The organism is Streptomyces sp. DSM 110735, from assembly GCF_016482685.1.
In the GTDB taxonomy this organism is placed as follows: domain Bacteria; phylum Actinomycetota; class Actinomycetes; order Streptomycetales; family Streptomycetaceae; genus Streptomyces.
In genome coordinates this window covers 39,272-64,727 of the sequence record NZ_JACYHF010000001.1, presented here as the reverse complement: position 1 = coordinate 64,727, position 25,456 = coordinate 39,272, and the positions used below count along the sequence as shown (strand labels likewise).

The 25,456-nt window shown below is 70.0% G+C and carries 25 protein-coding genes, 1 tRNA gene and 1 pseudogene; 11 read left to right on the top strand and 16 right to left on the bottom strand.

Translation table 11 applies throughout. The features are described 5' to 3' along the window. Nucleotides 1-39: 39 nt before the first annotated feature. The 7 genes and pseudogenes from IF655_RS00280 to IF655_RS00255 all read right to left on the bottom strand — a co-directional run bounded on the left by IF655_RS00280 (nt 40) and on the right by IF655_RS00255 (nt 6,365). On the bottom strand, nt 40-1,104 hold the full coding sequence (locus tag IF655_RS00280) for a serine hydrolase (protein WP_199581348.1): 1,065 nt from the start codon (nt 1,102-1,104) through the stop codon (nt 40-42). 94 nt (nt 1,105-1,198) lie between these two features. After that, nucleotides 1,199-2,314: a glycosyltransferase family 4 protein gene (locus tag IF655_RS00275; RefSeq protein WP_199581347.1), complete on the bottom strand. Its 1,116-nt coding sequence runs from the start codon at nt 2,312-2,314 to the stop codon at nt 1,199-1,201. A 4-nt stretch (nt 2,315-2,318) separates the two neighbouring features. After that, nucleotides 2,319-2,846: pseudogene (locus tag IF655_RS30920) on the bottom strand (deoxycytidine triphosphate deaminase); the annotation flags it as partial. Beyond that, entirely contained in the window at nt 2,843-3,382 is a 540-nt protein-coding gene (gene dcd / locus IF655_RS00270) for a dCTP deaminase (RefSeq protein WP_199581346.1), read from the bottom strand. The pseudogene IF655_RS30920 and the gene dcd, both read right to left, overlap by 4 nt. Then, nucleotides 3,379-4,614 carry a metallophosphoesterase gene (locus tag IF655_RS00265; RefSeq protein WP_199581345.1) on the bottom strand — a complete coding sequence of 412 codons (1,236 nt, stop codon included), beginning with the start codon at nt 4,612-4,614 and terminating at the stop codon, nt 3,379-3,381. The genes dcd and IF655_RS00265 overlap by 4 nt, the downstream gene beginning before the upstream one ends. Continuing rightward, the gene (locus IF655_RS00260; protein ID WP_199581344.1) at nt 4,611-5,930 is read right to left on the bottom strand and encodes a UDP-N-acetylglucosamine 1-carboxyvinyltransferase; all 1,320 of its coding nucleotides are present in this window, start codon (nt 5,928-5,930) and stop codon (nt 4,611-4,613) included. Before IF655_RS00260 ends, IF655_RS00265 begins: the two co-directional genes overlap by 4 nt. A 3-nt stretch (nt 5,931-5,933) precedes the next feature. Further along, nucleotides 5,934-6,365: an ATP-binding protein gene (locus IF655_RS00255; protein ID WP_199581343.1), complete on the bottom strand. Its 432-nt coding sequence runs from the start codon at nt 6,363-6,365 to the stop codon at nt 5,934-5,936. A gap of 176 nt (nt 6,366-6,541) precedes the next feature. Here IF655_RS00255 and IF655_RS00250 point away from each other — a divergent pair, with 176 nt between their 5' ends. Further along, nucleotides 6,542-7,813, top strand: coding sequence for a helix-turn-helix domain-containing protein (locus tag IF655_RS00250; protein ID WP_199581834.1), 1,272 nt, complete (start codon nt 6,542-6,544; stop codon nt 7,811-7,813). Then, complete coding sequence (locus tag IF655_RS00245) at nt 7,810-8,367, top strand: flavoprotein (RefSeq protein ID WP_199581342.1); 558 nt, start codon at nt 7,810-7,812, stop codon at nt 8,365-8,367. Before IF655_RS00250 ends, IF655_RS00245 begins: the two co-directional genes overlap by 4 nt. 461 nt (nt 8,368-8,828) lie before the next feature. Here IF655_RS00245 and IF655_RS00240 read toward each other — a convergent pair whose 3' ends face one another. The 4 genes from IF655_RS00240 to IF655_RS00225 form a co-directional block, all read right to left on the bottom strand. Next, the gene (locus tag IF655_RS00240; RefSeq protein ID WP_199581341.1) at nt 8,829-9,395 is read right to left on the bottom strand and encodes a hypothetical protein; all 567 of its coding nucleotides are present in this window, start codon (nt 9,393-9,395) and stop codon (nt 8,829-8,831) included. 440 nt (nt 9,396-9,835) lie between these two features. Then, nucleotides 9,836-9,909: transfer RNA gene (locus IF655_RS00235), tRNA-Pro, on the bottom strand. 76 nt (nt 9,910-9,985) lie between these two features. Continuing rightward, nucleotides 9,986-10,747, bottom strand: coding sequence for a Pr6Pr family membrane protein (locus tag IF655_RS00230; protein WP_199581340.1), 762 nt, complete (start codon nt 10,745-10,747; stop codon nt 9,986-9,988). A gap of 84 nt (nt 10,748-10,831) precedes the next feature. Then, nucleotides 10,832-11,758 carry a metallophosphoesterase gene (locus IF655_RS00225; protein WP_199581339.1) on the bottom strand — a complete coding sequence of 309 codons (927 nt, stop codon included), beginning with the start codon at nt 11,756-11,758 and terminating at the stop codon, nt 10,832-10,834. 140 nt (nt 11,759-11,898) lie between these two features. Here IF655_RS00225 and IF655_RS00220 point away from each other — a divergent pair, with 140 nt between their 5' ends. Continuing rightward, complete coding sequence (locus IF655_RS00220) at nt 11,899-12,366, top strand: GatB/YqeY domain-containing protein (protein ID WP_199581338.1); 468 nt, start codon at nt 11,899-11,901, stop codon at nt 12,364-12,366. Nucleotides 12,367-12,482: 116 nt separating this feature from the next. On the opposite strand, the gene IF655_RS00215 is transcribed toward IF655_RS00220, so the two are convergent. Continuing rightward, the gene (locus tag IF655_RS00215) at nt 12,483-14,819 is read right to left on the bottom strand and encodes a transglycosylase domain-containing protein (RefSeq protein WP_199581337.1); all 2,337 of its coding nucleotides are present in this window, start codon (nt 14,817-14,819) and stop codon (nt 12,483-12,485) included. Nucleotides 14,820-15,358: 539 nt separating this feature from the next. Here IF655_RS00215 and wblA point away from each other — a divergent pair. Beyond that, nucleotides 15,359-15,697, top strand: coding sequence for a transcriptional regulator WblA (wblA, locus tag IF655_RS00210; protein ID WP_018547931.1), 339 nt, complete (start codon nt 15,359-15,361; stop codon nt 15,695-15,697). A gap of 537 nt (nt 15,698-16,234) precedes the next feature. On the opposite strand, the gene IF655_RS00205 is transcribed toward wblA, so the two are convergent. Both IF655_RS00205 and IF655_RS00200 read right to left on the bottom strand, forming a co-directional pair. After that, nucleotides 16,235-17,599, bottom strand: a complete 1,365-nt coding sequence (locus tag IF655_RS00205) for an ArsA-related P-loop ATPase (RefSeq protein ID WP_199581336.1) — start codon at nt 17,597-17,599, stop codon at nt 16,235-16,237. Next, complete coding sequence (locus IF655_RS00200) at nt 17,596-18,573, bottom strand: ArsA-related P-loop ATPase (protein WP_199581335.1); 978 nt, start codon at nt 18,571-18,573, stop codon at nt 17,596-17,598. The genes IF655_RS00205 and IF655_RS00200 overlap by 4 nt, the downstream gene beginning before the upstream one ends. 72 nt (nt 18,574-18,645) lie before the next feature. Between IF655_RS00200 and IF655_RS00195 the strand changes: the two genes are divergently transcribed. The 5 genes from IF655_RS00195 to IF655_RS00175 all read left to right on the top strand — a co-directional run bounded on the left by IF655_RS00195 (nt 18,646) and on the right by IF655_RS00175 (nt 21,809). Then, nucleotides 18,646-18,804: a DUF4177 domain-containing protein gene (locus IF655_RS00195; RefSeq protein ID WP_018547934.1), complete on the top strand. Its 159-nt coding sequence runs from the start codon at nt 18,646-18,648 to the stop codon at nt 18,802-18,804. Next, on the top strand, nt 18,801-19,265 hold the full coding sequence (locus IF655_RS00190) for a RidA family protein (RefSeq protein ID WP_199581334.1): 465 nt from the start codon (nt 18,801-18,803) through the stop codon (nt 19,263-19,265). Before IF655_RS00195 ends, IF655_RS00190 begins: the two co-directional genes overlap by 4 nt. A 165-nt stretch (nt 19,266-19,430) precedes the next feature. Next, nucleotides 19,431-20,306 carry an NUDIX hydrolase gene (locus tag IF655_RS00185; protein ID WP_199581333.1) on the top strand — a complete coding sequence of 292 codons (876 nt, stop codon included), beginning with the start codon at nt 19,431-19,433 and terminating at the stop codon, nt 20,304-20,306. Continuing rightward, nucleotides 20,303-21,133, top strand: a complete 831-nt coding sequence (locus tag IF655_RS00180; protein ID WP_199581332.1) for an MBL fold metallo-hydrolase — start codon at nt 20,303-20,305, stop codon at nt 21,131-21,133. Before IF655_RS00185 ends, IF655_RS00180 begins: the two co-directional genes overlap by 4 nt. Before the next feature lie 52 nt (nt 21,134-21,185). Then, entirely contained in the window at nt 21,186-21,809 is a 624-nt protein-coding gene (locus tag IF655_RS00175; RefSeq protein ID WP_199581833.1) for an ankyrin repeat domain-containing protein, read from the top strand. Between the two features lie 7 nt (nt 21,810-21,816). Here the strand turns inward: IF655_RS00175 and IF655_RS00170 are convergent, their stop codons facing one another. Together IF655_RS00170 and IF655_RS00165 are read right to left on the bottom strand one after the other, a co-directional pair. Further along, nucleotides 21,817-22,659, bottom strand: coding sequence for a nucleotidyltransferase domain-containing protein (locus IF655_RS00170; protein WP_199581331.1), 843 nt, complete (start codon nt 22,657-22,659; stop codon nt 21,817-21,819). A gap of 167 nt (nt 22,660-22,826) precedes the next feature. Next, nucleotides 22,827-23,501: a Crp/Fnr family transcriptional regulator gene (locus IF655_RS00165; protein WP_018547939.1), complete on the bottom strand. Its 675-nt coding sequence runs from the start codon at nt 23,499-23,501 to the stop codon at nt 22,827-22,829. 359 nt (nt 23,502-23,860) lie between these two features. On the opposite strand from IF655_RS00165, the gene nth reads away from it, so the two are divergent. After that, nucleotides 23,861-24,673 (top strand): endonuclease III, encoded by an 813-nt coding sequence (gene nth, locus IF655_RS00160; RefSeq protein ID WP_307814839.1) that lies wholly within the window; start codon nt 23,861-23,863, stop codon nt 24,671-24,673. Between the two features lie 49 nt (nt 24,674-24,722). Then, complete coding sequence (locus tag IF655_RS00155; RefSeq protein WP_199581330.1) at nt 24,723-25,418, top strand: CoA pyrophosphatase; 696 nt, start codon at nt 24,723-24,725, stop codon at nt 25,416-25,418. Nucleotides 25,419-25,456: the final 38 nt, after the last annotated feature.

Sequence of the window (25,456 nt, the reverse complement as noted above, 5' to 3'; positions counted from 1 at the left end):
TGCGGGAGCGCGGAGCATTGGCGGTACAGAGGGGCTGAATTACACAGATGGGGATTCATCCGGCGAAAAGGCCAGACCACGGAAGGCGTTACGTACGTCGGTCAAGGGCTGCCGGTCACGGGTGTAGTACAGCTTGTTCGTCAGCAGTACGGCCCACCGGCCTTGGCGGGGTGAGATCCATGTGCCGGTTCCGGTGAATCCGTAGTGGACCCAGACGTCATCGACCAGAGCTGTCCCGGGAGCGGTGTGCCAGAACAGGCCACGCACGGGAGTCAACGTGCCGGTCTGGACGGTCAGTGATGTCGTGGTCCAATCGCGGCCGAATCCGGCGCGCCGCGGCGCGGTACCGACGTCCAGCAGGTAGCGAAGGAAGACGGTGAGGTCGTCGAGGACGGTGAAAGCGCCAGCGATGCCGCAGACGCCGCCCAAGAGGCGCGCGGAGAAATCGTGGGCGGTTCCCTTGAGGTGAGTGTCGGTGTCCCGGTTGTACTCGGTTGGGGCGCAGCGATCTGCGATCTGATCGGGTAGTGGGCCGAAGCGGGTGCTCTCCATGCCCAGTGGTTGCCAGATGCGGACGGTGGCCAGCTGGTCCAAGGTCTGACCGGAGAGATATTCGGTGAGGTAGCCGAGGATGAGTGCGGCCCGGTCGGTGTACTCGACGGCCTCGCCTGGTGGCCGGTGGAGTTGCTCGTGCAGCACGCCTCGGCGGATGTCCTCCTTGTCGGTGCCGTAAAGGTTCTTCAGCTGGGCACGCAAGGGAAGGCCGGCTGTGTGCGTCAACAGCTGCCGCGCGGTCACGGTGCCGATGGGGTGGCCGGAGACCTCCGGCCAGAAGCTGCCCAGCGGCTGGTCCAGGTCGAGGGCACCGTCTTCCCACAGAGCGCCGATGGATGACCAGACGGCGAGGATCTTGGTGAGGCTGGCGGCGTCGAAGACGGTGTCAGCGCGCATCGGCACGTCCGGCTCGTCGGGGTCGAGGACTCCAGTGGTGCCTTGGGCGCGGATGCCATGGGCGTCGCCGACGGCCCACACGGCGCCGGGGTACACCTTGCCGCGGACGCCCTCGTCGAGCAGAGCTTCGATGCGGTCGATGTCGTACGTCATGGTCTCCCTCTTCGCTGGGGCATCCCGCCGGCCAGCGTAGTGACGTTCACGGAGCGGGCCGGGCAGCGGCGTGGCCGACCGCTCGAAGGGCCGTTCAGGCGAGTTGGCGGCCGAGCTCGGTCAGAGACCGTGCGGTCGCCGAGAGCGGATAGCGCGCTACGTTCGCGTACCCCGCCTGCCGTAGAGCGGGCAACAGGCCGGGGGAGGTGCGCAGCCGGTCGAGGTCACGGGCCAGGGCGGCAGAGTGGGTGAAGTCGGTGGCAACGCCGGAGGCGGCGAGGGCTTCGCTGAGGCCGGGAACGGGTTGGTAGAGGACGGGCAGACCACAGGCTTGGGCCTCCAGCGCGACCAGGCCCATGGCCTCCAGGGTGGTTGACGGCATGACCAGTACGTCGTGCTCGGTGAACGCTCCCCACAACTGTGGACGGCGGAGCCAGCCGAGGTAACGGGCCCTTACGCCGGCCCGTTGCAGTAGCGGGGCTAGGGCATGGAACTGGGCTCTGGGGGCGGCGATGCTCAGTTCAACACCTGGCACCGGGGCCACGCTTTTGACCAGGGCCTCGACACCTTTCTCGGCGGTCAGCCGTCCTGCGTACAGCAGGCGTAGGTGGCTGGAGGACCTGCGGGTGGGTCGGGCCGGTGGATCGGTGAGCAGGTGGTCGGGGATGCCCCAGGGGATGTGGGTGATCTTCCGGCGGTCGATCTGTGGGGCGAGCTTGAGGAGGTGGTCGGCCATTGCCCCCGTCGGAACGACGATCGCGTCGGCCGCCCTGGCGGTCTCACGTAGGACCTGGAGCTGGTCGCGGTGGGCCTCGGCGAAGATCAGGTCCGTGCCGTGGACCAAGGCGATACGGGGGTGCAGGGGTAGCGCCCGCATCAGGGCGGGAGCCGCACCGAACGCGAGGTGCTGCAGATGAAGTACGCCGATCTGGGCCGGGTCGATCGCCATCGCGAGAGCCCTGCGAAGGGCCCCGACGTAGCGACCGAAGGCGGAACCCTCCAGGCATTTCCCCGACACGGGCAGCAGGTTGAGCCCAGTGGGGAGAAGGCGGCTGGGATTCGAAGGGCCCAGCATGAACGCGCGTGCAGGAATGAGGGGGCGGTCGCCCGTATAGAGGTCGAGGAAGAGCTCGACGCTGCCGCCAGGGCTTCCAACGGGTAGGTCCAAGACAGTGGCGACCAGCGGCCCGGTGGCCGAGCGGGAGCTCACAGGGCCCCCCGGGAATCTCTTCGTAGAGGCGGGAGATGTCGATGCCGTCCGTCGACGCGTACTTGGCGGGTTGCTGCTGGTAGCTGATCGGGGCGCCGAAGGCCGTGAGGAAGACGAGCTTTCCGAAGGTCATCCCCGGGTAGACGCGCACGGGCCGGGCGGCACGGATTTCAAGGGTCCAGCGGATGGCGTGGCCTTGGTGGCCGAGCGGGGCTGAGACGTGGACCCAGATGCCGAGGGCGCCGATGGTGCGGTCGCCGTTGAGCATCTGTGCGTACATCTCCGAACCGGTCTTCTCCAGCGTGACGCCGAGGTAGAGCGTCCCGGGCTGCAGCACCAGGCCGGTGGCGGGGATGGACTGCTCGATGAACACGGTCGGGGTGGCGGCGTCGAGGTCACCGTCGCAGACGCGGAGTGTGTCGCCGAGACGCCAGTCGTAGGCGTTCGGGGAGAGCCGGGCGGGGTCGTACGGCTCGATGGTGATCTCGCCGGTCTGGACGGCGGCGGCGATTGCGGGGCCGGTGAGGATCACAAGGCCACCGTCCGAAGTTTTGTGACGTCGCGCCAGTAAGCCGACGGCTGGGCACCCGCAGCGGCCTGGTACTTGCCGCGGTAGAGGTCGATGGCGCCGGTGGAGAGGAAGAACATGATCTGCCCGATCTTCATGCCCGCGTAGACGCGTAACGGACGGATCGGAGAGAGCATCAGCGTCCACTGGCCGTGAAAGCCGATGTCTCCGATCGGGGCGGTGATCTCCACGAACAGGCCCAGTCGGCCGACCGAGGAGCGGCCGAACAGCAGCGGCACGAAGGTGTCGGAGCCGACGTGCTCGATGGTGTGGCCCAGGTAGAGCTCGCTGGGCTGGAGCACGTAGCCGTCCTGACCGATTTCGACCTCGTGGGTGGGGTTGGGGCGGTGGGCGTCGATCTCGGTGGCTGTGTAGGTCAGCAGCGTCGGACCGAGACGGACGTTGTAGCTGTTGGGGTTGACTTGGTCCGGCTCGAAGGGGCTGATGACCAGGCGGCCGTCGTGGGTCGCGGCGGTGATCTCGGGTCCGGTGAGGATCATTGTTCGCCTCCTTCGATGAGGCCGGCGGTCGAGGAGAAGGGCGTGGCGAGGACGCTTCGTGCGGCCTGCGCCAGCCGGAGTCCGGCTTGGTGCGTGCGTCCGCCGAGGTAACTGTCGGCGAGGTAGTCGGTGGTCAGCACGCTGCGTATCGTGGACGGCAGAGGCTCGGGCGTGATGACCAGCGGACCGACCCGTTCGGTGAGGTGGTCGAGCAGCTTGTCGTGATCCTGGGCGTGCTCGTCGGGGAGGAAGGCGTGGACGAGCTGGTTGTCGAAGGGCTCGATGGACAGCAGGTCGCCGAGGGTCAGGCTGTGGCCGAGCGAGGTGGAACGCAGGGCGGTCTCGTTGAGGATGACCGCGTCCGCGCCGAGACCGGAGTGCAGTCGGCCGGCGATCTCGGCCAGGAGGCGGCGCCGGTCCAACGGGGTATTGCGGTAGGGCTCGTTCACCGTGCCGAGTGGGCTCGTCAGCGTCCGTGCCACGAGGCTGATCTCTTCATGCAGTGCGGCGAGGCCCTCGGGGATCGCGACCGAGTCCGGGAAGGCGCACGCGTGGGCGCCCCAGCCGCTGCCGACGGGCTCCGCGGTGGCGTATCCGAGGCCGAGCTCGTGGCCCTTGACGACGAGGGTGTCGCCGATGTGCAGGGGGCCGTAGGTGTCGCTGTGACAGTGACCGGAGAAGATGACGTCCGCGAACGGGCACGCGGCGGCGAGCTTCAGGTCCTCGTCGAAGCCGGAGTGGGACAACACGATCCAGGCGTCGGTGCAGTGGTGGTGCTCCAGCATCACCTTCCGCAGGGCCTGGGCCGGATCGGTGACCTGATGGCCTGCGCGCTGGTCGACGGGAACCGCGTTGAACGCTTGCGGCCCGATCACTGCGGTGACGGCGACTCGACGGCCACCGATGCGTTTGATGCGTACGCGGTCGAAGAGGGGCTGGCCGTTCTCGTCGACCGCGTTGGCGCATACGGTCATCTCGTGCAGCGCCGGCTCGAAGTAGTGCGGCCAGCCGTGGTTGCCCGGCGCGAGCAGGTCGTAGAGGCCGGTGAGGACCTGCCGCTCGATCCGGCCGTTGCCCAAGCGGTAGAAGCCGCTGCCCTCGAAGAAGTCACCGCAGTCCACGATCAGGCTGTCGGCCCTGGTGGCGTGGAGGTGGGCGAGCATCGCTGCGGCCGAGTCGAAGGCGGAATGCACGTCGGTCGTGGCGATGATCCGCCGGAGCTGTCGGCTCACGGGGTGACCTCGCAGATGTCGGCGCCGAGGGCGTGCAGCTTGGTGGGCAGGTCGGCATGGCCGCGCCGGAGCTGTTCGAGCCCGCCGAGGGTGGTGACGCCGCGAGCGGTGAGGCCGGCGATGAGCAGGGCGGAGCCCGTACGGATGTCGGTTGCCTCCACCCCGGCGCCGACCAGTTGCTGCGGGCCGGTGAAGCGGCACTCGGTGGGCGAGACCTCGTGGATCTCGGCGCCCAGGCGGGCGAGTTGCGGTAAGAGGTTGCCGTGGCGGCCCGGGTTGATGGTGTCAGCGAACAGATGGGTACCGGGGCGGGTGAGGGCAAACGCCATCAGCGGTGGTTCGAAGTCGGCGTCCAGACCGCCGGGGGAGAGGGAGGCGATGGCTCGCAGTGGCTTGTCGGCAGGGTGGGAGCCCCGAGCCTGCACCGCGAGCACGTCGCCCTCGGTCTCGGCGGGTACGCCGAGCGATCGCAGGGCGGCGACCAGAGGAGCGACGTCATCGCCGCGGACGCCGCAGATGCGCGCGTCGCCGCCGGTCGCCGCGACCGCACAGGCCAGCGTTCCGGCCTCGATCTTGTCGCCGGGCACTCTCCAGGTGATGGTCCCGGTGGGAGCAGCCGGGGGCGGCGCGAGCGTCAGTACGGACTCGCTGACCCGGCACTCCCATCCGGCCACCTGCAACGCTCCGACGATGCTGAGCACTTCCGGTGACAGGTTCGGCTGGCCAAGACGCAGCGGCCGTCCGGCTACGACCGCACGCAGGAGAGCGGCGATACTCGCGCCCCGAGAGCGGAAGGGCAGCATGATAGAAACCGTGCCGGTCGGGGCGGATGCTGCCTCTACGAGGTAGCCGTGGTCGTCGACGGTCACGCGGTCACCGAAGCGCTCGTAGACCGTGAAGTGCTGCTCCATCCCGCGCTCCCCGATGCGGCAGCCGCCCGGCCAGGGAAGTCGGGCTCGCCCATACGCGCCCAGCAGCGCGGGTACGAGGTAGTACGAGGCTCGGATGCGCGCGGCGGTGTCGGCATTTGGACCCGACTGGATGCTGTCGCTCGGCAGGATCACCACGGTGTGTGGATCGCTGACGGGGCGGGCCGTGTGCCAGCCGGCCTGCTGAAGCAGGGTGAGCATGGTCTCGACGTCGGTGTTGCTCGGAACGTTGCCCACATGCACCGGCCGGTGCATCGCCGCGGCGGCGGCCAGCAGGGGCAACGCCGCGTTCTTGGACCCGTCGACCTCGACGGAACCGGTGAGCGGGCTGCCGGGCCGGATGGCGACTACTTCGGCTGCGATTGGGGGAATCCGTACGGCTGTCAACAGTCAACTCCTCTGCAAGGGGCAGCGTTGGGAGGGCTGAGGCGGTGCGCTGACCTTGAACTCGGCCCAGCAGCGCTTGCCTCGTGGCACCTGATCGAATCCGTGGCGATCCGCGAGCGCGGCGACGAGGAACAGGCCGCGTCCTCCTTCCTCGTCCGTGTCGGGCAGACCGACCTGCGGGAGGTCAGGACTCGTGTCTGTCACCTCGATCAGCAGACGCACGTCGCTCAGGCGCGCGCCGGCTGAGATCGGCCCGTGTCCCGCGTGCCGCACCGCGTTCGTGATCAGCTCGGCGGCCACCAGCTCTGCCGTGTCCAGGAGTTCGGGCCCCAGGAATGCATTCCAGGTCCGTATCACGCCCGCGAGCTGCTGTCGTGCAGCCGTAGCTGCACCAGGTGTGCCGGAGACAGGGAAACGGACTTGGTGCACTTCCATGAGTGACCTCCTGGATCGGTGCTGCTCCTCCACGCAACCGCGCCAGGCACAAGCGGAGCCACACCGGGTGCCGTGGCTGCATCACTTATGCAGGAGCTGCATCACGGTCAATCGCCCCTCGGCTACGCTCGGTTGAACGGGCAGGATCGGCGGCGGCAGGAGGAGCCGTGGCACAGATGGCCGAGGGGCAGAACGAGGCGAGACGGATCGGCGAAGTGATCCGTCGGGCACGCGTGTTACAGCGGCGCTCGCAGAAAGACGTCGCATCCGCACTGGGGTATCACCAGTCGAAGGTGAGCCGCCTGGAGAGTGGCCGGGGTATTGACGATGTCCGCATGCTGCGTGAGGTCGCGCAGGCGCTGAACATCCCGCTACACCACCTTGGCCTCGCTGCCGCGCCGAATACCAGCACCTCGGACCTTGAGGCAGAGGACATGCACCGCCGTACCCTTCTTGCCGCAGGCGTCGCCGCGCTCGCGGTTCCGACTTCGCCCGCCGCAACGCATCAAGACCTGGTTCGGGTCTTGCTGCCCGGCATGAGCCCAACGGCCACGGGCCAAGCCTTGGACATCAACGGGCTGCGCGTTCGAACACGGACCGTACGGCGGCTGTTCTGCACGTGCGAGTACACGGAGTTGGAACGCACCCTGCCGGGGCTGATCGCCGACCTGCGCCATGCAGTCGGGGGCTCATCCGGCACGGCCGAGGCGTCCGGGTTGCTCGCGACCGCGTACCAGACGTCAGTGAGCCTCTTGCTGAAGCGGGCTGATCAGGGCAACGCCTGGCTCGCGGCCGGTCGCGCCATGGCCGAGGCGGAGCGTTCCGGAGACCCGGTCGTCCTCGCCGCCAGCGTCCGCGTTCACGCCCACGTCCTCGTCCGAGAGAAGCACACCCCACAGGCGGTGAACATCATCCGCCACACCGCCGACCAACTCACCGGCGCCTACGACCAGCGGTCGCCGCGCTACCTGGCAGCGGTCGGCCTGCTGCTGCTTCGTGGGGCGACCGCGGCAAGCAGGAACGGCGACCGTGACACCACCGAGGACTTCCTCACCGAAGCCCGAGAGGTGGCTCGCTACGTCGCCTTCGACCGGCCCGACGCCTGGGCGAACTTCAGCCCCACCAACGTCGCCCTCCACCAGGTCAGCGCGGCCGTCTCCTTCGGCGACGCAGGCATCGCCCTGGAGGCAGCCCGGCCGCTCATGCGCCGGCACATCCCGGTCCCCGAGCGCCGTGCCGCCCTGTGGGTCGACGCCGCCCGCGCCTACAGCCAGCAGGGCCGTCTCGCCGATGGGTACCAGACGCTGCGCATCGCCGAGAGCTGTGCGGCCCAGGACATCCGCCGCCCCGCCGTCCGGGAGCTGGTCGCCGACATGGCCGCCCGCGACCGCCGCCGTACGCTGCCCGCACTGCATCACTTCAGTCGTCAACTGGGAGTCCCCGCGTGAGCGACCAGCCGGACCAGCAGACCAAGAAGCCGTTCCTGTACGTCGTGGTGTGCGCGGCCGGAGTCGCCGGCGACGTCGGCAAGCTGATCACTGCCGCGCAGGAGGCGGACTGGGATGTCGGCGTCGTCGCCACCCCGCAGGGCCTGGGCTTCTTGGACGCGACGGCCGTCGAGACCCAGACCGGCTACCCGATCCGCTCGGCATGGCGCTCCCCCGGTGATCCGCGTCCGCTACCGCCCGCCGATGCCATCGCGGTGGCCCCGGCCACCTTCAACACGGTCAACAAGTGGGCGGCGGGGATATCCGACACGCTCGCCCTGGGCATCCTGTGCGAGGCGCACGGCTTCGGGATCCCCACCGCCGTCCTGCCGTACGTGAATTCCGCGCAAGCAGCCCATCCCGCGTATGGACAGAGCCTGGCCCGGCTGCGCGAGATGGGGGTACTGATCGGTTCGTACGAGCCTCACCGGCCGAAGGCCGGCGGCGGAGCCGACCGCTACCGCTGGGAGGAAGCGCTGGAGCTGCTCACCCCCAGGCTGTCCGAGCGGATGTGATCAACGACATCGAACGCGCGGCGCCTGTCAGCCTGAATTAGCTGATAGATGAATATATGTGACGATTCATCACGATATGGCGTTGCTTTGACAGGGCAATCGCGTGCGCAGTCACGTTCACGCGATGCGTGGGTTGAGTGATGCGCGTGGTGTGCATGCGTGCGAGGCCCGTTGAAGCGGCGAGGTCGAGGGGGACGGTGACTGATCTCGGTCTCGGAAGGGCCGGTGGTTTGACGTGTGTTTCGTCAACGGCAGCGTGCCCGGCCCTGTCCCTGTGTCCTTGCGTCAATAGCGCGGCTTCTGCATGCCAGGCGGGCAATCCGTCCCGAGCGTCCGGTCTGGCTGTCTGCACGCTTCGGCCTGAAGATGGGGCGGGAGCGTCGTCCGACTTCGGTCGGCACAGCACCTCGTATCGATGATGCCCGAGCCCACCATGCTCTCGGTATGGGCTGGGGCGAGCATCAACTCAGTGCGCCAGGCGGGTAGCTGTTCACCGACTGCCTTTGGGCGTCCCACACCCAGATTTCTGACTCGCGCCAGAGTCGAGGCAGGTCCATGATCGGCTGCGCAAACGGATAGCCGTTCGGGCCGGGCAGAGGTTCCCCGGTGGATCCGTCGACCCAGGCGGCTTCGACGAGCGAGGGTCGCCAAGTTGGGTCGCCGACAAGGATGGCTCTGACGCTGCGGATGCTTACGTATCCGTCGGTTCGGGGAAGCCGCCACTCCCGCTCGTGCATCCAGGCTGAATCCGTTCCGGTGCGAACGCTCCAGTGCTCGAGCCCTGCCTCCCTGAACTGTGCATGTACGGCCTCTGGGACGTAGGCGACTGAGCCTCCGCCGAGGTCGAGGAGCCCGTATCGGCTGACGACGATCCCCCAAGGCTGGAAGCGACCCAGGCCGATGAGGTGGCTCAGGTGGGCAGGGGGGCTTTCTGAGAAGCACACACACGGGGTGACCGCGCCGAAGGGCGGGAAGGCTCGCAGCTGCTCTTCCGTCAGGATGTTGTTCAGCCGCTCCTGCGGGGTCATGTGTTGGATCTCCTGCGGGACCGCCGCAGGCTGTGATCCGACACGGCCGGTGAAGTGGTAGAGATCATCGCTTTGTGCGGGACCGACGATCCCTAGATCCAACGTTGCCACGATTCCCTCTGACCACTCGTAGTCGCTACGGCCGCATAAGTCATACATGAGGAGGGTGAGGTGGTCGGCTTCGCCCTAGGCGGCATTGAGGCCGGCCACCTTATGGGCAGGATTCGTGGCGCCGACTGCCAGCATGGTGTCTGGGCGGGGGAGGAAGAGGTTGGTGCCGAAGAGCTGGTCGATGCGCCTGCCGAGTTTGCCGGTGGAGCAGACCCTTTGGGAGCCAAGATTCCAAACTCGCCTCCCAAACGGCTCCCAAAGGGGCCCCAGGAACCACTCAGGGGCCCGACCCGCTAAGCGGATCAGGCCCCTGATCTGGTACTTCACTGTCGGGGTGGCGGGATTTGAACCCACGACCTCTTCGTCCCGAACGAAGCGCGCTGCCAAGCTGCGCTACACCCCGATGTCGCTGCTGTCGCGGCGACGTCGTTTACTTTAGCCCACTGGGGGCTGAGGGCGAAATCCGGTTGTGGGTGGGGTCAGACGCGGCGGCGGGTGGGGGTCGGGCGGGTGTGGTCGAGGGCGATGAGGAGGAGGGCGAGGGCGTAGATCGCGAGGCCGATGAGGAGGGCGTTCGCGAGGGTGCTGCGGTAGCCGTGGGCGGCGGCGTCCAGGAAGGGGTAGAGGTAGCGGCCCCGCGGGCTGCCCGAGGGGATGAACAGCGCCCGCGTCAGCGTGAAGATCAGGTACGCCAGCGGGAACACCAGCCACGCCGCCGCCTGGCGCAGGTGCAGGCGGGGGGCGGGGGTGAAGAGGAGCCAGTCCAGCAGGGCCGCCAGCGGCAGCACGGTGTAGAGGATCTGGAGCGCGCCCCACTGGGCGTGCCACCGCTCCGGGATCGCCGACGTGCCCGTCATCGAGAACGGCGGCGTCGTATGGGCGAGCAGCACGTGGTACGTCAGCGCGCTCGTCACCATGTAGAGGAGTGCCGCCCCCGACAGCCCGGACGGCAGCGCCCTCCGCGCCCGCCACGAGCGTGACGCCGACAGGAGCATGACCACCGCGAGCAGCGCCGCCGCCTGGACGCCGAAGTGGCTCAGGATGCGGGACGGGGCGCCGATCATGAGTTCCAGGGCGATCCCGGCCAGCGCGAGCAGCGCGGTTCCCAGGCGGAACAGCGCCACCCAGGGCCGTCGGATCGGAGCCACCACCGCCGTCACCGGCACCGGCGACGGCTGGAGCACGGGCGGGCTGGGGATCGCCGGCAGGTCCGGGATGTCCCTGGGTATCGGTGCGGTCATGCCCTCACGCTAGGCATAAGGGATGAATGGGGCTATTTGGCGTACTCCGGGAGGGGTACGCCAACCCGCGAGCGCCCAGGATCGCTAGACCCGTCCCACCAGCGTCAGCAACGTGACCTCCGGCGGACACGCGAACCGCACCGGCGTGTACCGGTTCGTCCCGCACCCCGCCGACACGTGCAGATACGACGTCCGCCCGTCCACCGAGTGCGTCGACAGCCCCTTCACCCGGTCCGTGTCCAGGTCGCAGTTGGTGACCAGCGCGCCGTAGAAGGGGATGCAGAGCTGGCCGCCGTGGGTGTGACCGGCGAGGACCAGCGGATAGCCGTCCTCCGTGAACGCGTCCAGCGTGCGCAGGTACGGCGCGTGGACCACGCCCATCGAGAAGTCGTGCCCGGCCGTCGGACCCCCGGCCACCCGCGCGTAGCGGTCGCGCTTGATGTGCGGGTCGTCCAGACCGGTCAGCTCGATCGTGGAGCCGTCGATCTTCAGCGTGCCCCGGGTGTTGGTCAGGTTGAGCCAGCCCGCGGAGTCGAAACCGTCCCGGAGGTCCTCCCAGGGGTTGTGGACCACGCCGGTGGCGGGCGCGTTGCCGTTCAGACCGTGGCGCCCGCTGGCCTTCTCGAACAGATAACGCGCGGGGTTGCGCAGCTTGGGGCCGTAGTAGTCGTTGGACCCGAAGACGTACGCGCCCGGGAACTCCATCAGCGGACCGAGCGCGTCCAGCACCTCGGGAACGCCCTCGGGGTCCGACAGGTTGTCGCCGGTGTTGATCACGAAGTCGGGGCGCAGTCCCGCGAGCGACTGCAGCCAGCGCCGCTTCTTGCCCTGGCCGCTCACCATGTGGATGTCGGAGACCTGGAGCACCCGCAGCGGGCGCATGCCCGGCGGCAGCACCGGCACCGTCACTCGTCGCAGGCGGAAGGAGCGGGCCTCGAACCCCGCCGCGTACGCCACTCCGGCGGCGCCTGCCGCCATGATCCCCAGGGGTACTCCATATCGCGCGCGCATACGACCATCGTGTCAGACCCCGGCGCGACGGTGAGACCGGGAGCCCTTTGGCGCACAGGGAGTTCGGGCCGGAAGGGACCAAGAGCCCGGGCAGTGAAATCGGGGCGCGTCCCGAGCACCGCACCTGCGACAATCGGACCATGACCACCACGCTCAAGGCGAAGCTGCACGACGACCTCAACGCCGCGATCAAGGAGCGCGACGAGCTGCGCTCCTCCACGCTCCGGCTGACCCTGGCCGCGATCTCCAAGGAAGAGGTCGCGGGCAAGGAGAAGCGCGAGCTGTCCGACGACGAGGTCCTCAAGGTGATCACCAAGGAGGCCAAGAAGCGTCGCGAGGCGGCCGAGGCGTTCGCGCAGGGTGGTCGTGCGGAGTCGGCCGAGCGGGAGAAGGCGGAGGGCGAGATCCTCGCCACGTACCTGCCCAAGCAGCTCTCCGACGACGAGCTGAACGCGATCGTCGCCCAGGCGGTCGAGGAGGCCAGGGCAGCCGGTGCCGAGGGTCCGCGCGCCATGGGCGCCGTCATGAAGATCGTGAACCCGAAGGTCGCCGGTCTTGCCGAGGGCGGTCGCGTCGCCGCCGTCGTGAAGAAGCTCCTCCAGGGCTGACAAGCCCCGGCGGGACTCCGCGCGCGAGGATTCCGCGCGCGAGTCCCCCTGACACGACTTCGGGGCCGCACCCCCTGCTCACGCAGTAGGTGCGGCCCCGAAGTCGTTCATGTCCCTCAGTTCCGGCGGCCGCCGTTCGCCCCGCCGTTCGCCTGACCCTGCCCCTGCGTCGGGTTCCGGGGCACCGTGACGGTCGGCTTCGTCGTACCGGGAGTACGACCGCCGGTGCCGCCCGTCGTCCCCGTGCCGCCGCCGTTCGTCAGACCGCCGAAGAGACCGCCGATCAGACCGCCGCCGCCCGGGTTGCCCCGGTGGTTGCCGCCCGTACGCCCGTTGTCGTCGCCGTTGTCACGGCCGCCGTCCCTGCCGTGGTCGTCGTCATCGTCGTCGGGGATGTCGACGAGCTGGAAGTCCGGGGCTGCCTTGCCGACGAGGGCGCCCGCCATGGCGTCCTTCCAGATCGGACCCGGGACCTCACCGCCGTAGACCAGCGGGCGGTAGACGCCGCCGATGGTGACACCGGCCATCTTCACGTTCTGCTGGGCGCTGCCGACCCACACCGCACCGGCCAGGTTGGGCGTGTAGCCGACGAACCAGGCGTTCTTGCGCTCGTCCGTCGTACCTGTCTTGCCCGCGCTCTCGCGGTCGGTCAGACCCGCTTCCTTACCGGTACCGGAGTCCACCACGCCGCGCAGCAGCGTGTTCACCGTGTCCGCGGTCTTCTGGCTCATCGCCCGCGAGCAGGTCGTCTTCGGGACCGGGAGCGAGGTCTCCTCGGTGCCGGACTTCCGGGTGATCGACTCGATGGCGACCGGCGTGCAGTACGTGCCGCGCGAGGCGAAGGTCGCGTACGCGCTCGCCATGGTCAGCGGCGACAGACCGATCGAACCGAGCGCGATGGACGGGGTCTGCGGCAGCTTCGAGCCGTCGCCCTGCACCACGTGCAGCGCGTCGGTCATCTTCACCACCGGGCACAGACCGATGTCGGAGATGAGCTGCACGAAGTAGGTGTTGACCGACTTGGCCATCGCCTCCTTCATGCGGTACGGACCCTTCTCGGACTCGTTCTCGTTCTCCACCGTCTCGTTCTTGGTGTTGACGTACGGCCCGCCGGAGCACCGCTGCACGGGGCTCGGGTAGTTCATCTTGTACGGCGCGGAGTACGACTGGGTCGGCGGCTTGCCGCCCTCGATCGCCGCCGCGGCCACGAACGGCTTGAACGTCGAGCCCGTCGGGAAACCGAAGTTGGAGCCGCCGTACGCCTTGTCCACCGAGAAGTTGTACTCGGTCTCGTCCTTGGCGTAGCCGAACGGCTTCGACTGGCCCATCGCCAGGACCTTGCCGGTGCCCGGCTGGACCAGGGTGGCGGCCGCGGCGACCTTGTCGGACTTGTAGACGTGGTCCTTGAGCGATGCCTGCACGGAGTCCTGCGCCTGCGGGTCCAGGGTCGTACGGATCGTCAGACCGCCCTTGTTCCAGAGCTTGGCGCGCTCCTCGCGGGTCTTGCCGAAGGTCGGGTCGGTCAGGAAGACGTTCTCGACGTACTTGCAGAAGAACGCGGAGCCGCGCGTCGCCGTGATGCAGCCGTTCTTCGGCTGGCTGACGTGCAGTCCGAGCGGCTTGTCCATCGCGCGGTCGGCATCCGCCTGGGAGATGTCGCCGACCTCGGCCATGCGCTGGAGCACGGTGTTGCGCCGCTTGGTCGCCTCGGCCTCGTCGTTCACCGGGTCGTAGCGGCTCGGGGACTGGACGATGCCGGCGAGGAGCGCGGACTCCTGGAGGTTGAGGTCCTTGGCGTGCTTGGAGAAGTAGCGCTGCGAGGCGGCTTCGACGCCGTACGCCTGCTCCCCGAAGAACGTGATGTTGAGGTAGTTCTCCAGGATCTTCTTCTTGCCGAGCTTCTCCTCGATCTGGATCGCGTACTTCAGCTCGCGGACCTTGCGGCCGAGGGTCTGCTGGGTGGCCTGGGCGACCTTGGTGGGGTCGTCGCCCGCCTCCTCGATGAAGTAGTTCTTCACGAGCTGCTGGGTGAGCGTGGAGGCGCCCTGGGCGACCCCGCCCTCCTGCGCGTTCTTGTTCAGGGCGCGCAGCACGCCCTTGAGGTCGATCGCGCCGTGCTGGTAGTAGCGCGAGTCCTCGATCGCGACGATCGCCTTCTGCATGTACGGCGAGATGTCCTTGAGGTCCACCACCGTGCGGTCGCGGGAGTAGACGGTCGCGATCTGGTGGCCCCGGCTGTCCAGTATGGTCGTGCGCTGGCTGAGCTGAGGGCTCTTGAGGTTGGCGGGGATGTCGTCGAATCCCTGGACGGAGCCCTTCGCCGCGAGACCCAGCGCGCCCGCGGCGGGCAGCGCGATGCCCGCGAGCACCGCCCCCGCCAGCACACTGACACCGAGGAACTTGGCGGCCTGCTGCGTCGTCGAGAGGCCACCGCCGGAGCGCTTCTTTGGCATGGGGGCAGCCTAATCCGTACTGATGAGCGTTCCGATGGACCGACAGTCCTTCGGGATGTTCGGGTCAGGATCGTGACGTACGCCGGTGGCACGGGGGCGCCATGGATGCGCGCGGGCGTCATGGCATGGCGCGGCGGGGCGCGTCCCTGTTCATTCGCCGGACACGCGCACAGGCATTGGCCTAAGCTGCTCTCAACTGTCACAGCGGTGCGGTCATGGAGCAATACGTCCGGCGACCCCGAATCGTTCCGGGAGTACCCCCACTTTCCGGCGGGGCGTGTCCGAATCCGCCTCGTGTGTCACCGGACGCCCCTTGTGACACGCCACAACCGTCCCGCTTCGCCGGGATGATCACGCATGTCGTCAGCTCACTCCTCCGGGTGATCTGCCGCTTACCCATAGTCCGTTCGGGCCATTCAAGATTGGGCCCGAAGGGGGTGTTGCGCTGTCCGCGCCTTCCGTAACGTCCTCAACTGGCGGCGGTGAATATGCCGCTGCCGCCGTGGGGGAGCCTCGATTCGGGAGAGGACGGCGCCGGTATGGGCTGGGTTACCGACTGGAGTGCGCAGGCCGCCTGCCGCACTACCGATCCGGATGAACTGTTCGTTCAGGGAGCAGCGCAGAACAGGGCGAAAGCGGTGTGCACCGGATGCCCGGTGCGGACGGAGTGCCTGGCGGACGCGCTGGACAACCGTGTGGAGTTCGGTGTGTGGGGAGGCATGACGGAGCGCGAGCGCCGCGCTTTGCTGCGCCGGCGCCCCACCGTCACCTCCTGGCGACGCCTGCTGGAGACCGCTCGTTCGGAGTACGAGCGCGGCGCGGGAATCGTGCCCCTCGACAACGACGAGGTGTACGAGAACTACGCGGCGGTGAGCTGAGAGCTTGCCTCCGGCATAGACCGGAGGGGCATGTGCGGCGCCGCTCCGCGGGGGTTCGCCCGGGGGTGTCCTCGCCGTGAGTGCGCTGGGCACGGGTGATCCAGGCGGGGTGCTGCGGCGGCAGGCGTGTGACCGCGGTGCCCGGAGGGCCCGCGGCGGAAGGTGGGGCGGCTGCTTCCCTTGCGTCCGGGGGTGTTTGGGCGGTCGCCCGGCTCCACGGGTGCGTTCGCTGCTCGCGCCCGTGTGGCTGCGCGAGCGCGTGCGGTGTCGGAAGCATGACCGCAGCGCCGCGGGTGATCTCGGTTGCCGGCGTGCGGCCGTCGCCGTCGCGCGCGCCGTGACATGCGGCGCGTGATCCGGCGCAGCCATGCGGCCGCTGTTCTGTCGAGGCACGCCCGCAGCCGGGACGCCGACGGCACTGTCCGGTGCTGACGTGCCGACAGCGCCATACCGCGCCGACATGCCGTCACTGCTCACGCCGGTCACCTGAGCCGTACGTCCACGTGCCCTTCGCCGAGAGCCCGGCCAGGGCGCCCGTCAGGTCAGTTCCGTGCGGCCCTCGGAGAGACGGTCTCCGATGTCGCGCAGGCCCGCCAGATCGTGTACGTCGCCGGGGAGTGCCGGGACCTCGACGAGCGCCACCTCGGGGTGGCGGGAGACGAAGCGGTCCCGGGTGCGCTGCTCGCGGGCGAGCAACTGCATCCGGTCGGCGTGCAGCCTGAGCAGGCCCGCCGTCAGCTCGTCGACGGACCGGTCCGGACCGATGGCGGGGGAGCCTGCGCCGGGAGCCGGTTCCTCGGGAGCGGAGTCTGAACTTCCGTACATGTCGGGAGAGTTACGAGATCCAGCTTTCCCGTCCCCCTGATCGACAATGCGGTCCTCCGCAAGATTTTCCGCAGCCGCGAGCGCCCGCTCGGCGGACAGCCGTCCGGCGCCGCTCGCGTGCACGCGGTTGAGGACCAGCCCGACCAGCGGCATCTTCTCCGCCGCCAGGCGCTCCACGAAGTACGCCGCCTCGCGCAGCGCGTCCCGCTCCGGCGCGGCGACCACGAGGAACGCCGTACCGGGCGCCTGGAGCAGCTTGAACGTGGCGTCCGCGCGCGTACGGAACCCGCCGAAGGTGGTGTCCATCGCGGAGACGAAGGTCTGTACGTCCTTCAGGAGCTGACCGCCCAGCAGCTTGCCGAGCGTGCCGGTCATCATCGACATGCCGACGTTCAGGAACGCCATCCCGGCGCGGCCACCGAGCTTCGCCGGGGCGGTGAGAACCCGGATCAGCCGCCCGTCCAGGAACGAGCCGAGCCGCTTGGGCGCGTCCAGGAAGTCCAGCGCGTTGCGGGAGGGCGGGGTGTCGACGACGATCAGGTCCCACTCGTCCTTGGCGCGCAACTGCCCGAGCTTCTCCATCGCCATGTACTCCTGCGTGCCCGCGAAACCTCCGGAGACCGTCTGGTAGAAGGGGTTCGCCAGGATCTGGGCGGCCCGCTCGGGGTCCGCGTGCGCCTCCACGACCTCGTCGAAGGTGCGCTTCATGTCGAGCATCATGGCGTGCAGTTCGCCGCCCGGGGTGTCCTCGGACCCGGCGTCCGGACGGCGGTCCTCGGTGCCCTTCACTCGGCGCGGCACGTTGTCCAGCGAGTCGATGCCCATGGACTGCGCCAGCCGCTTGGCCGGGTCGATGGTGAGGACGACGACCTTGCGTCCCCGCTCGGCAGCGCGCAGGGCGAGCGCCGCCGCCGTGGTGGTCTTGCCGACTCCGCCGGAGCCGCAGCACACCACGATCCGGGTCCCGGGGTCGTCCAGGAGGGCGTCCACGTCGAGCGTGCGGGCGGGGGACAGTCCGGGGCGCTCGCCGTCCTCGGCGGGCGCTCCGGCGGCGTTCGGTGCCGGGTCCGGACTCATGACAACCCCTGCTTCCGCAGCTCGGTGGCGAGTTCGTACAGTCCCGCGAGGTCCATGCCCTCGGCGAACAGCGGCAGTTCGCGCATCGGCAGACCCAGCTCGGCGAGGACCGCGCGCTGCTCCTGCTCCAGCGCGTACCGCTCGGCGTACTCGGCTGCCTGGTGCAGCAGCGGGTCGACCAGCCGCTCGGCGTTGCCGCCCCGGCGGGCGCCGCCGAGCCCGGCCGCGGACAGCGCGCGGGCGACGTCGGCGTGCGGGACCGTACGGGCGAGTTCCAGGTCGGCGGCGTCCAGCACCTCGGGGCGGACCATGTTGACGATGATCTCGCCCACCGGGAGCCCCGCCGCGCGGAGTTCGGCGATGCCGTCGGCGGTCTCCTGGACCGGCATCTCCTCAAGGAGCGTCACCAGATGCACGGCCGTCTCGGGTGACTTGAGCACCCGCATCACGGCCTGCGCCTGGTTGTGTATCGGGCCGATCTTGGCCAGGCCCGCCATCTCGTCGTTGACGTTGAGGAAGCGGGTGATGCGACCGGTCGGGGGCGCGTCCATCACGACGTGGTCGTAGAGGAACGCGCCGCTCTTGTCCTTGCGGCGCACCGCCTCGCACGCCTTGCCGGTCAGCAGGACGTCCCTGAGACCGGGCGCGATGGTGGTCGCGAAGTCTATGGCGCCCAGTTTTCGCAGGGCGCGGCCCGCGCCGCCGAGTTTGTAGAACATCTGGAGATAGTCCAGAAGGGCCTGTTCGGGATCGATGGCGAGTGCGTACACCTCCCCGCCCCCGGGAGCGACGGCGATCTTCCGCTCCTCGTAGGGCAGCGCCTCGGTCTCGAAGAGCTGTGCGATGCCTTGCCGGCCCTCGACCTCCACGAGAAGCGTCCGCTTCCCCTCGGTCGCGAGGGCCAGCGCGAGGGCGGCGGCGACCGTCGTCTTTCCGGTCCCGCCCTTGCCGCTGACGACCTGGAGCCTGCTCACGTCTTCGAGACTAACCAGTCCGGGCCACCGTCACGCGGGAGGCTGTGGATAACAGCGACTACAGTCGGCCCCATGACCAAGTGGGAATACTCGACCGTGCCGCTGCTCGTCCACGCCACGAAGCAGATTCTGGACAACTGGGGCGAGGACGGCTGGGAGCTGGTCCAGGTCGTTCCCGGGCCCAACCCGGAGCAGCTCGTGGCCTACCTGAAGCGGGAGAAGCAGGCGTGAGCGCGGTGGACGCCCGGCTGGCCGAACTGGGGCTGACGCTGCCCGAGGTCGTGCCACCGCTGGCCGCCTACCAGCCTGCCGTGCTGTCCGGTGCGTACGTCTACACCGCGGGCCAGCTCCCGATGGTGGACGGGCAGCTCCCGGTCACCGGCAAGGTGGGCGCCGAGGTCACCGCGGAGGAGGCCAAGGACCTCGCCCGCACCTGCGCGCTGAACGCGCTGGCCGCCGTGAAGTCCGTCGTGGGTGATCTGGATCGCATCGCCCGCGTGGTGAAGGTCACGGGCTTCGTGGCCTCCGCGTCCGACTTCACCGGGCAGCCCGGCGTCCTCAACGGCGCCAGCGAGCTGCTCGGCGAGGTCCTCGGCGACCGGGGCGTGCACGCCCGCAGCGCGGTGGGCGTCGCGGTGCTGCCGCTGGACGCGCCGGTGGAGGTCGAGATCCAGGTGGAGCTGCTTCCGTAAGCCGGTGGAGCCGCCCGCGTGATCGGGGTGGCGCCGTCTCCCCGGTCCGGGCGGAGCCGTCTCCCCGACCCGGGCGGAGCTTCTTACGTAACACCCACGTCAAACCCCCCGCACGACCCCCTGCCACCTCTCGAACATTCGCTCTGTCCGGGATAGCCTCCGGCCATGGCGAACGGTCAGTGGTACCCCCCGGAGTGGCCGGACCGCATCCGCGCGCTCGCGGACGGCACGCTCACTCCCGTGGCGCCCAGGCGCGCGGCGACCGTCCTGCTGCTGCGGGACACGCCGGCCGGCCCTGCCGTGCACATGCTGCGCAGACGCGCCTCCATGGCTTTCGCCGGAGGCGCGTACGCGTATCCGGGCGGCGGGGTCGACCCGCGCGACGACGACCGTGAGATCGGCTGGGCGGGCCCCTCGCGCGCCTGGTGGGCCGACCGGCTCGGGGTGGACGAGAACGGCGCGCAGGCTGTCGTCTGCGCGGCGGTGCGGGAGACCTTCGAGGAGGCGGGCGTCCTGCTCGCCGGAAGCGGTCCCGACGCGGTCGTGGGCGACACCAGCGGCGACGACTGGGAGGCGGACCGCGCCGCCCTGATCGCCCACGAGCTGTCCTTCGCGGAGTTCCTGGACCGCAGGGGTCTGGTGCTGCGCTCCGACCTGCTCGGCGCCTGGACGCGCTGGATCACCCCGGAGTTCGAGACCCGCCGCTACGACACCTGGTTCTTCGTCGCCGCCCTCCCCGAGGGCCAGCGCACCCGGGAGACCTCGGGCGAGGCAGACCGCACGGTCTGGACCCGCCCCGAGGACGCCGCCGCCGGGTACGACCGGGGCGAGCTGCTGATGATGCCGCCCACCATCGCCACCCTGCGCCAGTTGCTGCCGTACGGCACCGCCGCCGAGGCGCTCGCCGCCGCGCCGGAGCGGGACATGACCCCGGTGCTGGCGCGCGCCCGGCTGCGGGACGGCGAGGTCGTGCTGAGCTGGCCCGGGCACGACGAGTTCACCAAGCACGTCCCGGCGGCTCCCCGCGGAGGTGCGGCATGACCGACGCCGCCGTACTGCCCGGACAGCCCCGGAACGTGGTCAGCTCGGGTCCCGCGACCGAACGGGCCGTCAACGTCCTCGCGCCCAACGCCTCCGCGATGACCCTGGACGGCACCAACACCTGGATCGTCGCCGAGCCGGACTCCGACCTGGCGGTGGTCATAGACCCCGGACCCCTGGACGAGGGCCATCTGCGCGCGGTCGTGGACGCGGCGGAGCAGGCAGGGCGGCGCATAGCCCTCACCCTGCTCACCCATGGCCACGCCGACCACGCCGAGGGCGCCGCCCGCTTCGCGGACCTGACCGGCACGCGCGTGCGTGCCCTCGACCCCGCGCTGCGCCTGGGCGACGAGGGACTGGCCGCCGGGGACGTGATCACCACCGGCGGGCTCGAACTGCGGGTCGTACCGACCCCCGGGCACACCGCCGACTCGCTGAGCTTCCATCTCCCGGCCGACCGCGCGGTGCTGACCGGCGACACGATCCTCGGGCGCGGCACGACCATGGTGGCGCACCCCGACGGCCGTCTGGGGGAGTACCTGGCCTCGCTGCGCAGGCTGCGCTCGCTCACCGTGGACGACGGCGTGCACACCGTCCTGCCGGGCCACGGTCCGGTCCTGGAGGACGCCCAGGGCGCGGTCGAGTTCTATCTCGCCCACCGCGCCCACCGGCTCGCCCAGGTCGAGACGGCGGTGGAGAACGGCCACCGCACCGCGCCCGCGATAGTCGCCCACGTCTACGCCGACGTGGACCCCTCGCTGTGGCCCGCCGCCGAGTTGTCCGTCCGCGCCCAACTGGACTATCTGGGTGAGCACGGGCTGATCTGAGCGCCCTGTTCCGGCGCGCGGCACCCGGCGCTAGCGTGACCGGGTGATCAGCATGCAGTGGGACGGGCTCACCGACCGCGAGCAGTTCGGCGGGACGTACCTGGCGGAGCGGGACCGTTTCGCCGACCTGGCGCGCGACGCCGACTGGGACGGCGTGTTCGGGGTCCTGGAGGAACACCCGGAGTGGGCCGGTGTGCCCCGTCCCGGCAACCGCAGCGGCTTCGCCCCGCTGCACCAGGCAGCCTGGCACGGCGCCGGTTTCGCCGTCGTCTCCCGGCTGATCGCGCACGGCGCCTGGCGCACCCAGCGCGCCCGGGACGGCCGCCGCCCCGTGGACGTCGCCCGCGAGCGCGGTCACACGCGCCTGGTGGACCTGCTGACGCCGGTCGCGGTACGGCGGCTTCCCGCCCCGCCGGAGGCGCTGGAACGTCACTTCCACGCGCTGCTGCGGGAGAACACCGGTCGCTGTCTGGAGCGGACCGAGCATCTGCTGCCGCCGCTGTCCCCGCTGACGGAGGGACTCGAGGTGCGGATCGTCTTCCCGGTCGTCGGCATGATGGGCGGCTTCACCTACCACCTGGAGGACGACCATCTGCGCGTCCATGGTCACTCGCGGATGGACTGGGACCAGGGGCGGTACTACCGGGTGACGCCCGAGGGCTGGTCCAGGATCTGAGCCCCGCTCAGGGCGCCGTCTCCTCCTCGCGGAGGACCTTCTCGCCGTGTACGCGCGCGTACTCCGCGGCGAGCCAGGGACCGAGGTCGTCCACGTACAGCCGCAGCACCCCCGAGTCCCCGGCGGGCTCGCGACCGTAGCGCGCCGCCACACGCATCGGCGCTGCCCGCTGAGGGTGGTACGCCCCGAAGACCTCCGCCATCTCGTTCAGGTCGCTCGTCCAGCCCTGCCAGCGGGGCATGACGAGGGTGAAGCCGGTGCGCACGAGATGGCGGGACATGAAGCGCACCAGCGGTCTGCGAGCCTCCTCGGTGTCCGGCGCGCCCGCGATCAGGGTCCGCCAGCGGGGGAGCAGCCGGGCGAGGTCACCGTTGGTCTCGCGGGCGAGCAGGGAGGTCGGGCGGTAGCGGGGGAGGAGGGCGGCGAGGTCGTCCCCGAGAAGGGGGGTGCACAGGCAGGCGAGGAACCAGCCCAGGTCGTGCCGCTCACGCCCGCTCAGCAGTCGCTCCCGGGCGTACAGCAGGGTGCCCACGCCGTCGATCGCGTCGTACGCGCGATCCAGGTCGGCTCCGAGGGCGTGCGCGAGGGTCCGGTCTGCCTCGGTCGGCTCCGCGCGCAGCGCGATCAGCAGGTCCAGGTCGCTGCGGCCCTCGCGCGCGGTGCCGCGCGGGACCGAGCCGTAGAGGTAGGCGCTGTCCAGTCGGTCGCCCCAGGTGGCCGCGACGCGCTCGCGCGCGGCGTCCACGACCGGGCGGAAGGCGGGCTGCACGCGCGCGAGGGAGCCCTCGCGCGCGATGAACCCGTCGGGGTCCAGACCGTGCGGGGCGGGAAGGCGCTGAGGCTCGGGCATACCCCGCACTCTGCCCCGCCGGGGCGGCTGCGATCAGCCGAATTACGGCGAATACGACGGGCCGCTCCGCGCGAGGTCGTCGACAGAGCCACGGGACACGGTCCCGCGCCCACGGGAAAGGGCCCCGCCGTCCGGCAGAGCCCTTGTCACCGCACGAGTGTGCCGGGTCAGCGCGAGCGCTTCGCCAGGCGTTCCACGTCCAGCAGGATCACCGCGCGCGCCTCCAGGCGCAGCCAGCCGCGCTGGGCGAAGTCGGCCAGCGCCTTGTTCACGGTCTCGCGGGAGGCGCCGACCAACTGGGCCAGCTCTTCCTGCGTGAGGTCGTGGACGACGTGGATGCCCTCCTCGGACTGCACGCCGAAGCGGCGGGAGAGGTCGAGCAGGGCGCGCGCGACACGGCCCGGAACGTCGGAGAAGACCAGGTCCGACATGGCGTCGTTGGTCTTGCGCAGACGGCGGGCGACCGCGCGCAGCAGGGCGGTGGCCACCTCGGGACGCGCGTTCAGCCAGGGCTGGAGGTCGCCGTGGCCGAGGCCGAGCAGCTTGACCTCGGTCAGCGCGGTGGCGGTCGCCGTGCGCGGACCGGGGTCGAACAGCGACAGCTCGCCGATCAGCTCACCGGGGCCGACGACGGCCAGCATGTTCTCCCGCCCGTCGGGGGAGGTGCGGTGAAGCTTGACCTTGCCCTCCGTGACGACGTACAGCCGGTCACCGGGGTCCCCCTCGTGGAACAGGGAGTCTCCACGGGCGAGGGTCACCTCACTCATGGAGGCGCGAAGCTCCGCGGACTGCTCGTCGTCGAGAGCCGCGAAGAGCGGGTTGCGCCGCAGAACGTCGTCCACGAGTTCTCTCCTTGTCGACCTGCTCAGGGGATGGTTCTCCCCCACGTGCCAGGGGACCGTGCTCCCCATTTTGCCGGACGGTCCAAACAGTGTGATCTGTCACAAGGATGCCGCACACGTGTCCCAACGTGAGCGGCAGGGGTCCAATCGGGGGCTGATCCTCCGGGTCCGGGGCAGATGTCGGTGCCGGGCTTTAGGCTGGCCGGGTGTCCAAACAGCCGGTGAGAGCACAGGCCGAGGGGGCTGAACGGGTGACGGTGCGCCGCGATTCCGCCGTGGGCGAACAGGGTTCCGATGGAAGTGGCAAAAAGGTGAAAACCGTAAAAAAGGCTGCGGCGGCGAAGAAGACCGGCTCCCGCATTCCCGGAACGTCCGGCACCGGCAGCGGCAGCGGCAGCGGCGAGTCCCGTACCGCCCTGGTCCGCCGCGCCCGCCGGATCAACCGCGAGCTTGCCGAGGTCTACCCCTACGCCCACCCCGAGCTGGACTTCGAGAACCCCTTCCAGCTCCTGGTCGCCACGGTCCTGTCGGCCCAGACCACTGATCTGCGCGTCAACCAGACGACCCCGGCGCTCTTCGCCAAGTACCCCACCCCCGAGGACCTCGCCGCCGCCGACCCGCAGGCGGTCGAGGAGATCCTGCGTCCCTGCGGCTTCTTCCGCGCCAAGACGCGCTCCGTCATAGGGCTCTCCAAAGCCCTCGTGGAGGACTTCGGCGGCGAGGTGCCCGGAAAGCTCGAAGACCTGGTCAAGCTGCCCGGAGTCGGCCGCAAGACCGCCTTCGTGGTCCTCGGCAACGCCTTCGGGCGCCCCGGGATCACCGTGGACACCCACTTCCAGCGGCTGGTCAGGCGCTGGAAGTGGACCGAGGAGACCGAGCCCGAGAAGATCGAGGCGGCCGTCGCGGAGCTGTTCCCCAAGAAGGACTGGACCGACCTGTCCCACCACGTCATCTGGCACGGCCGCCGCATCTGCCACGCCCGCAAGCCCGCCTGCGGCGCCTGCCCCATCGCCCCGCTCTGCCCGTCGTACGGCGAGGGCGAGACGGACCCCGAGAAGGCGAAGAAGCTCCTCAAGTACGAGAAGGGCGGCTTCCCCGGCCAGCGGCTGAACCCGCCGCAGGCGTACCTGGACGCGGGCGGCATCCCGGCCCCGCCGCTGGGGGCCGGATGACGGCAGGGGCGCGGGGAGCACGGACGACGGCGACGGCGAGGGGGCGGGCATGACGTACACGCGGGACACGCACGAGGGGCCGGTGGCGCTGCGCCGGGAGGGGCTGCCGGAGTGGCTGGAGCCGGTGGCACGCGCCGCCGAGACGGTCCAGCCGCTCCAGCTCAGCCGCTTCCTGCCGCCGGAGAACGGCTCGGGGCGCCAGTCGGCGGTGCTGATCCTCTTCGGCGAGGGCGAGCGCGGTCCCGAGCTGCTGCTCATGGAGCGCGCCGGTTCGCTGCGCTCGCACGCGGGCCAGCCGTCCTTCCCCGGCGGCGCGCTCGACCCGGTCGACGGCGACCCGAAGACCGACGGTCCGCTGCGGGCCGCGCTGCGCGAGGCCGAGGAGGAGACCGGGCTCGACCCGGCGGGCGTGCAGCTCTTCGGCGTGCTGCCCGCGCTCTACATCCCGGTCAGCGAGTTCGTCGTCACGCCCGTGCTCGGCTGGTGGCGCAAGCCCAGCCCGGTCGGCGTCGTCGACCCCAACGAGACCGCGCGGGTCTTCACCGTCCCCGTGGCGGATCTCACGGACCCCGCCAACCGCGCCACCGCCCTCCACCCCAGCGGCTACCGCGGCCCGGCGTTCCTGGTCGAATCCGCCCTGGTGTGGGGCTTCACCGCCGGAGTCATCGACCGGCTGCTGCACTACGCGGGCTGGGAGCTGCCCTGGGACAGGTCCCGGCAGGTCCCGCTCGACCGGCGGTCGTGACAGGGTGTCCGTGCGGTGTTTTCCCCGGGGGCACGACA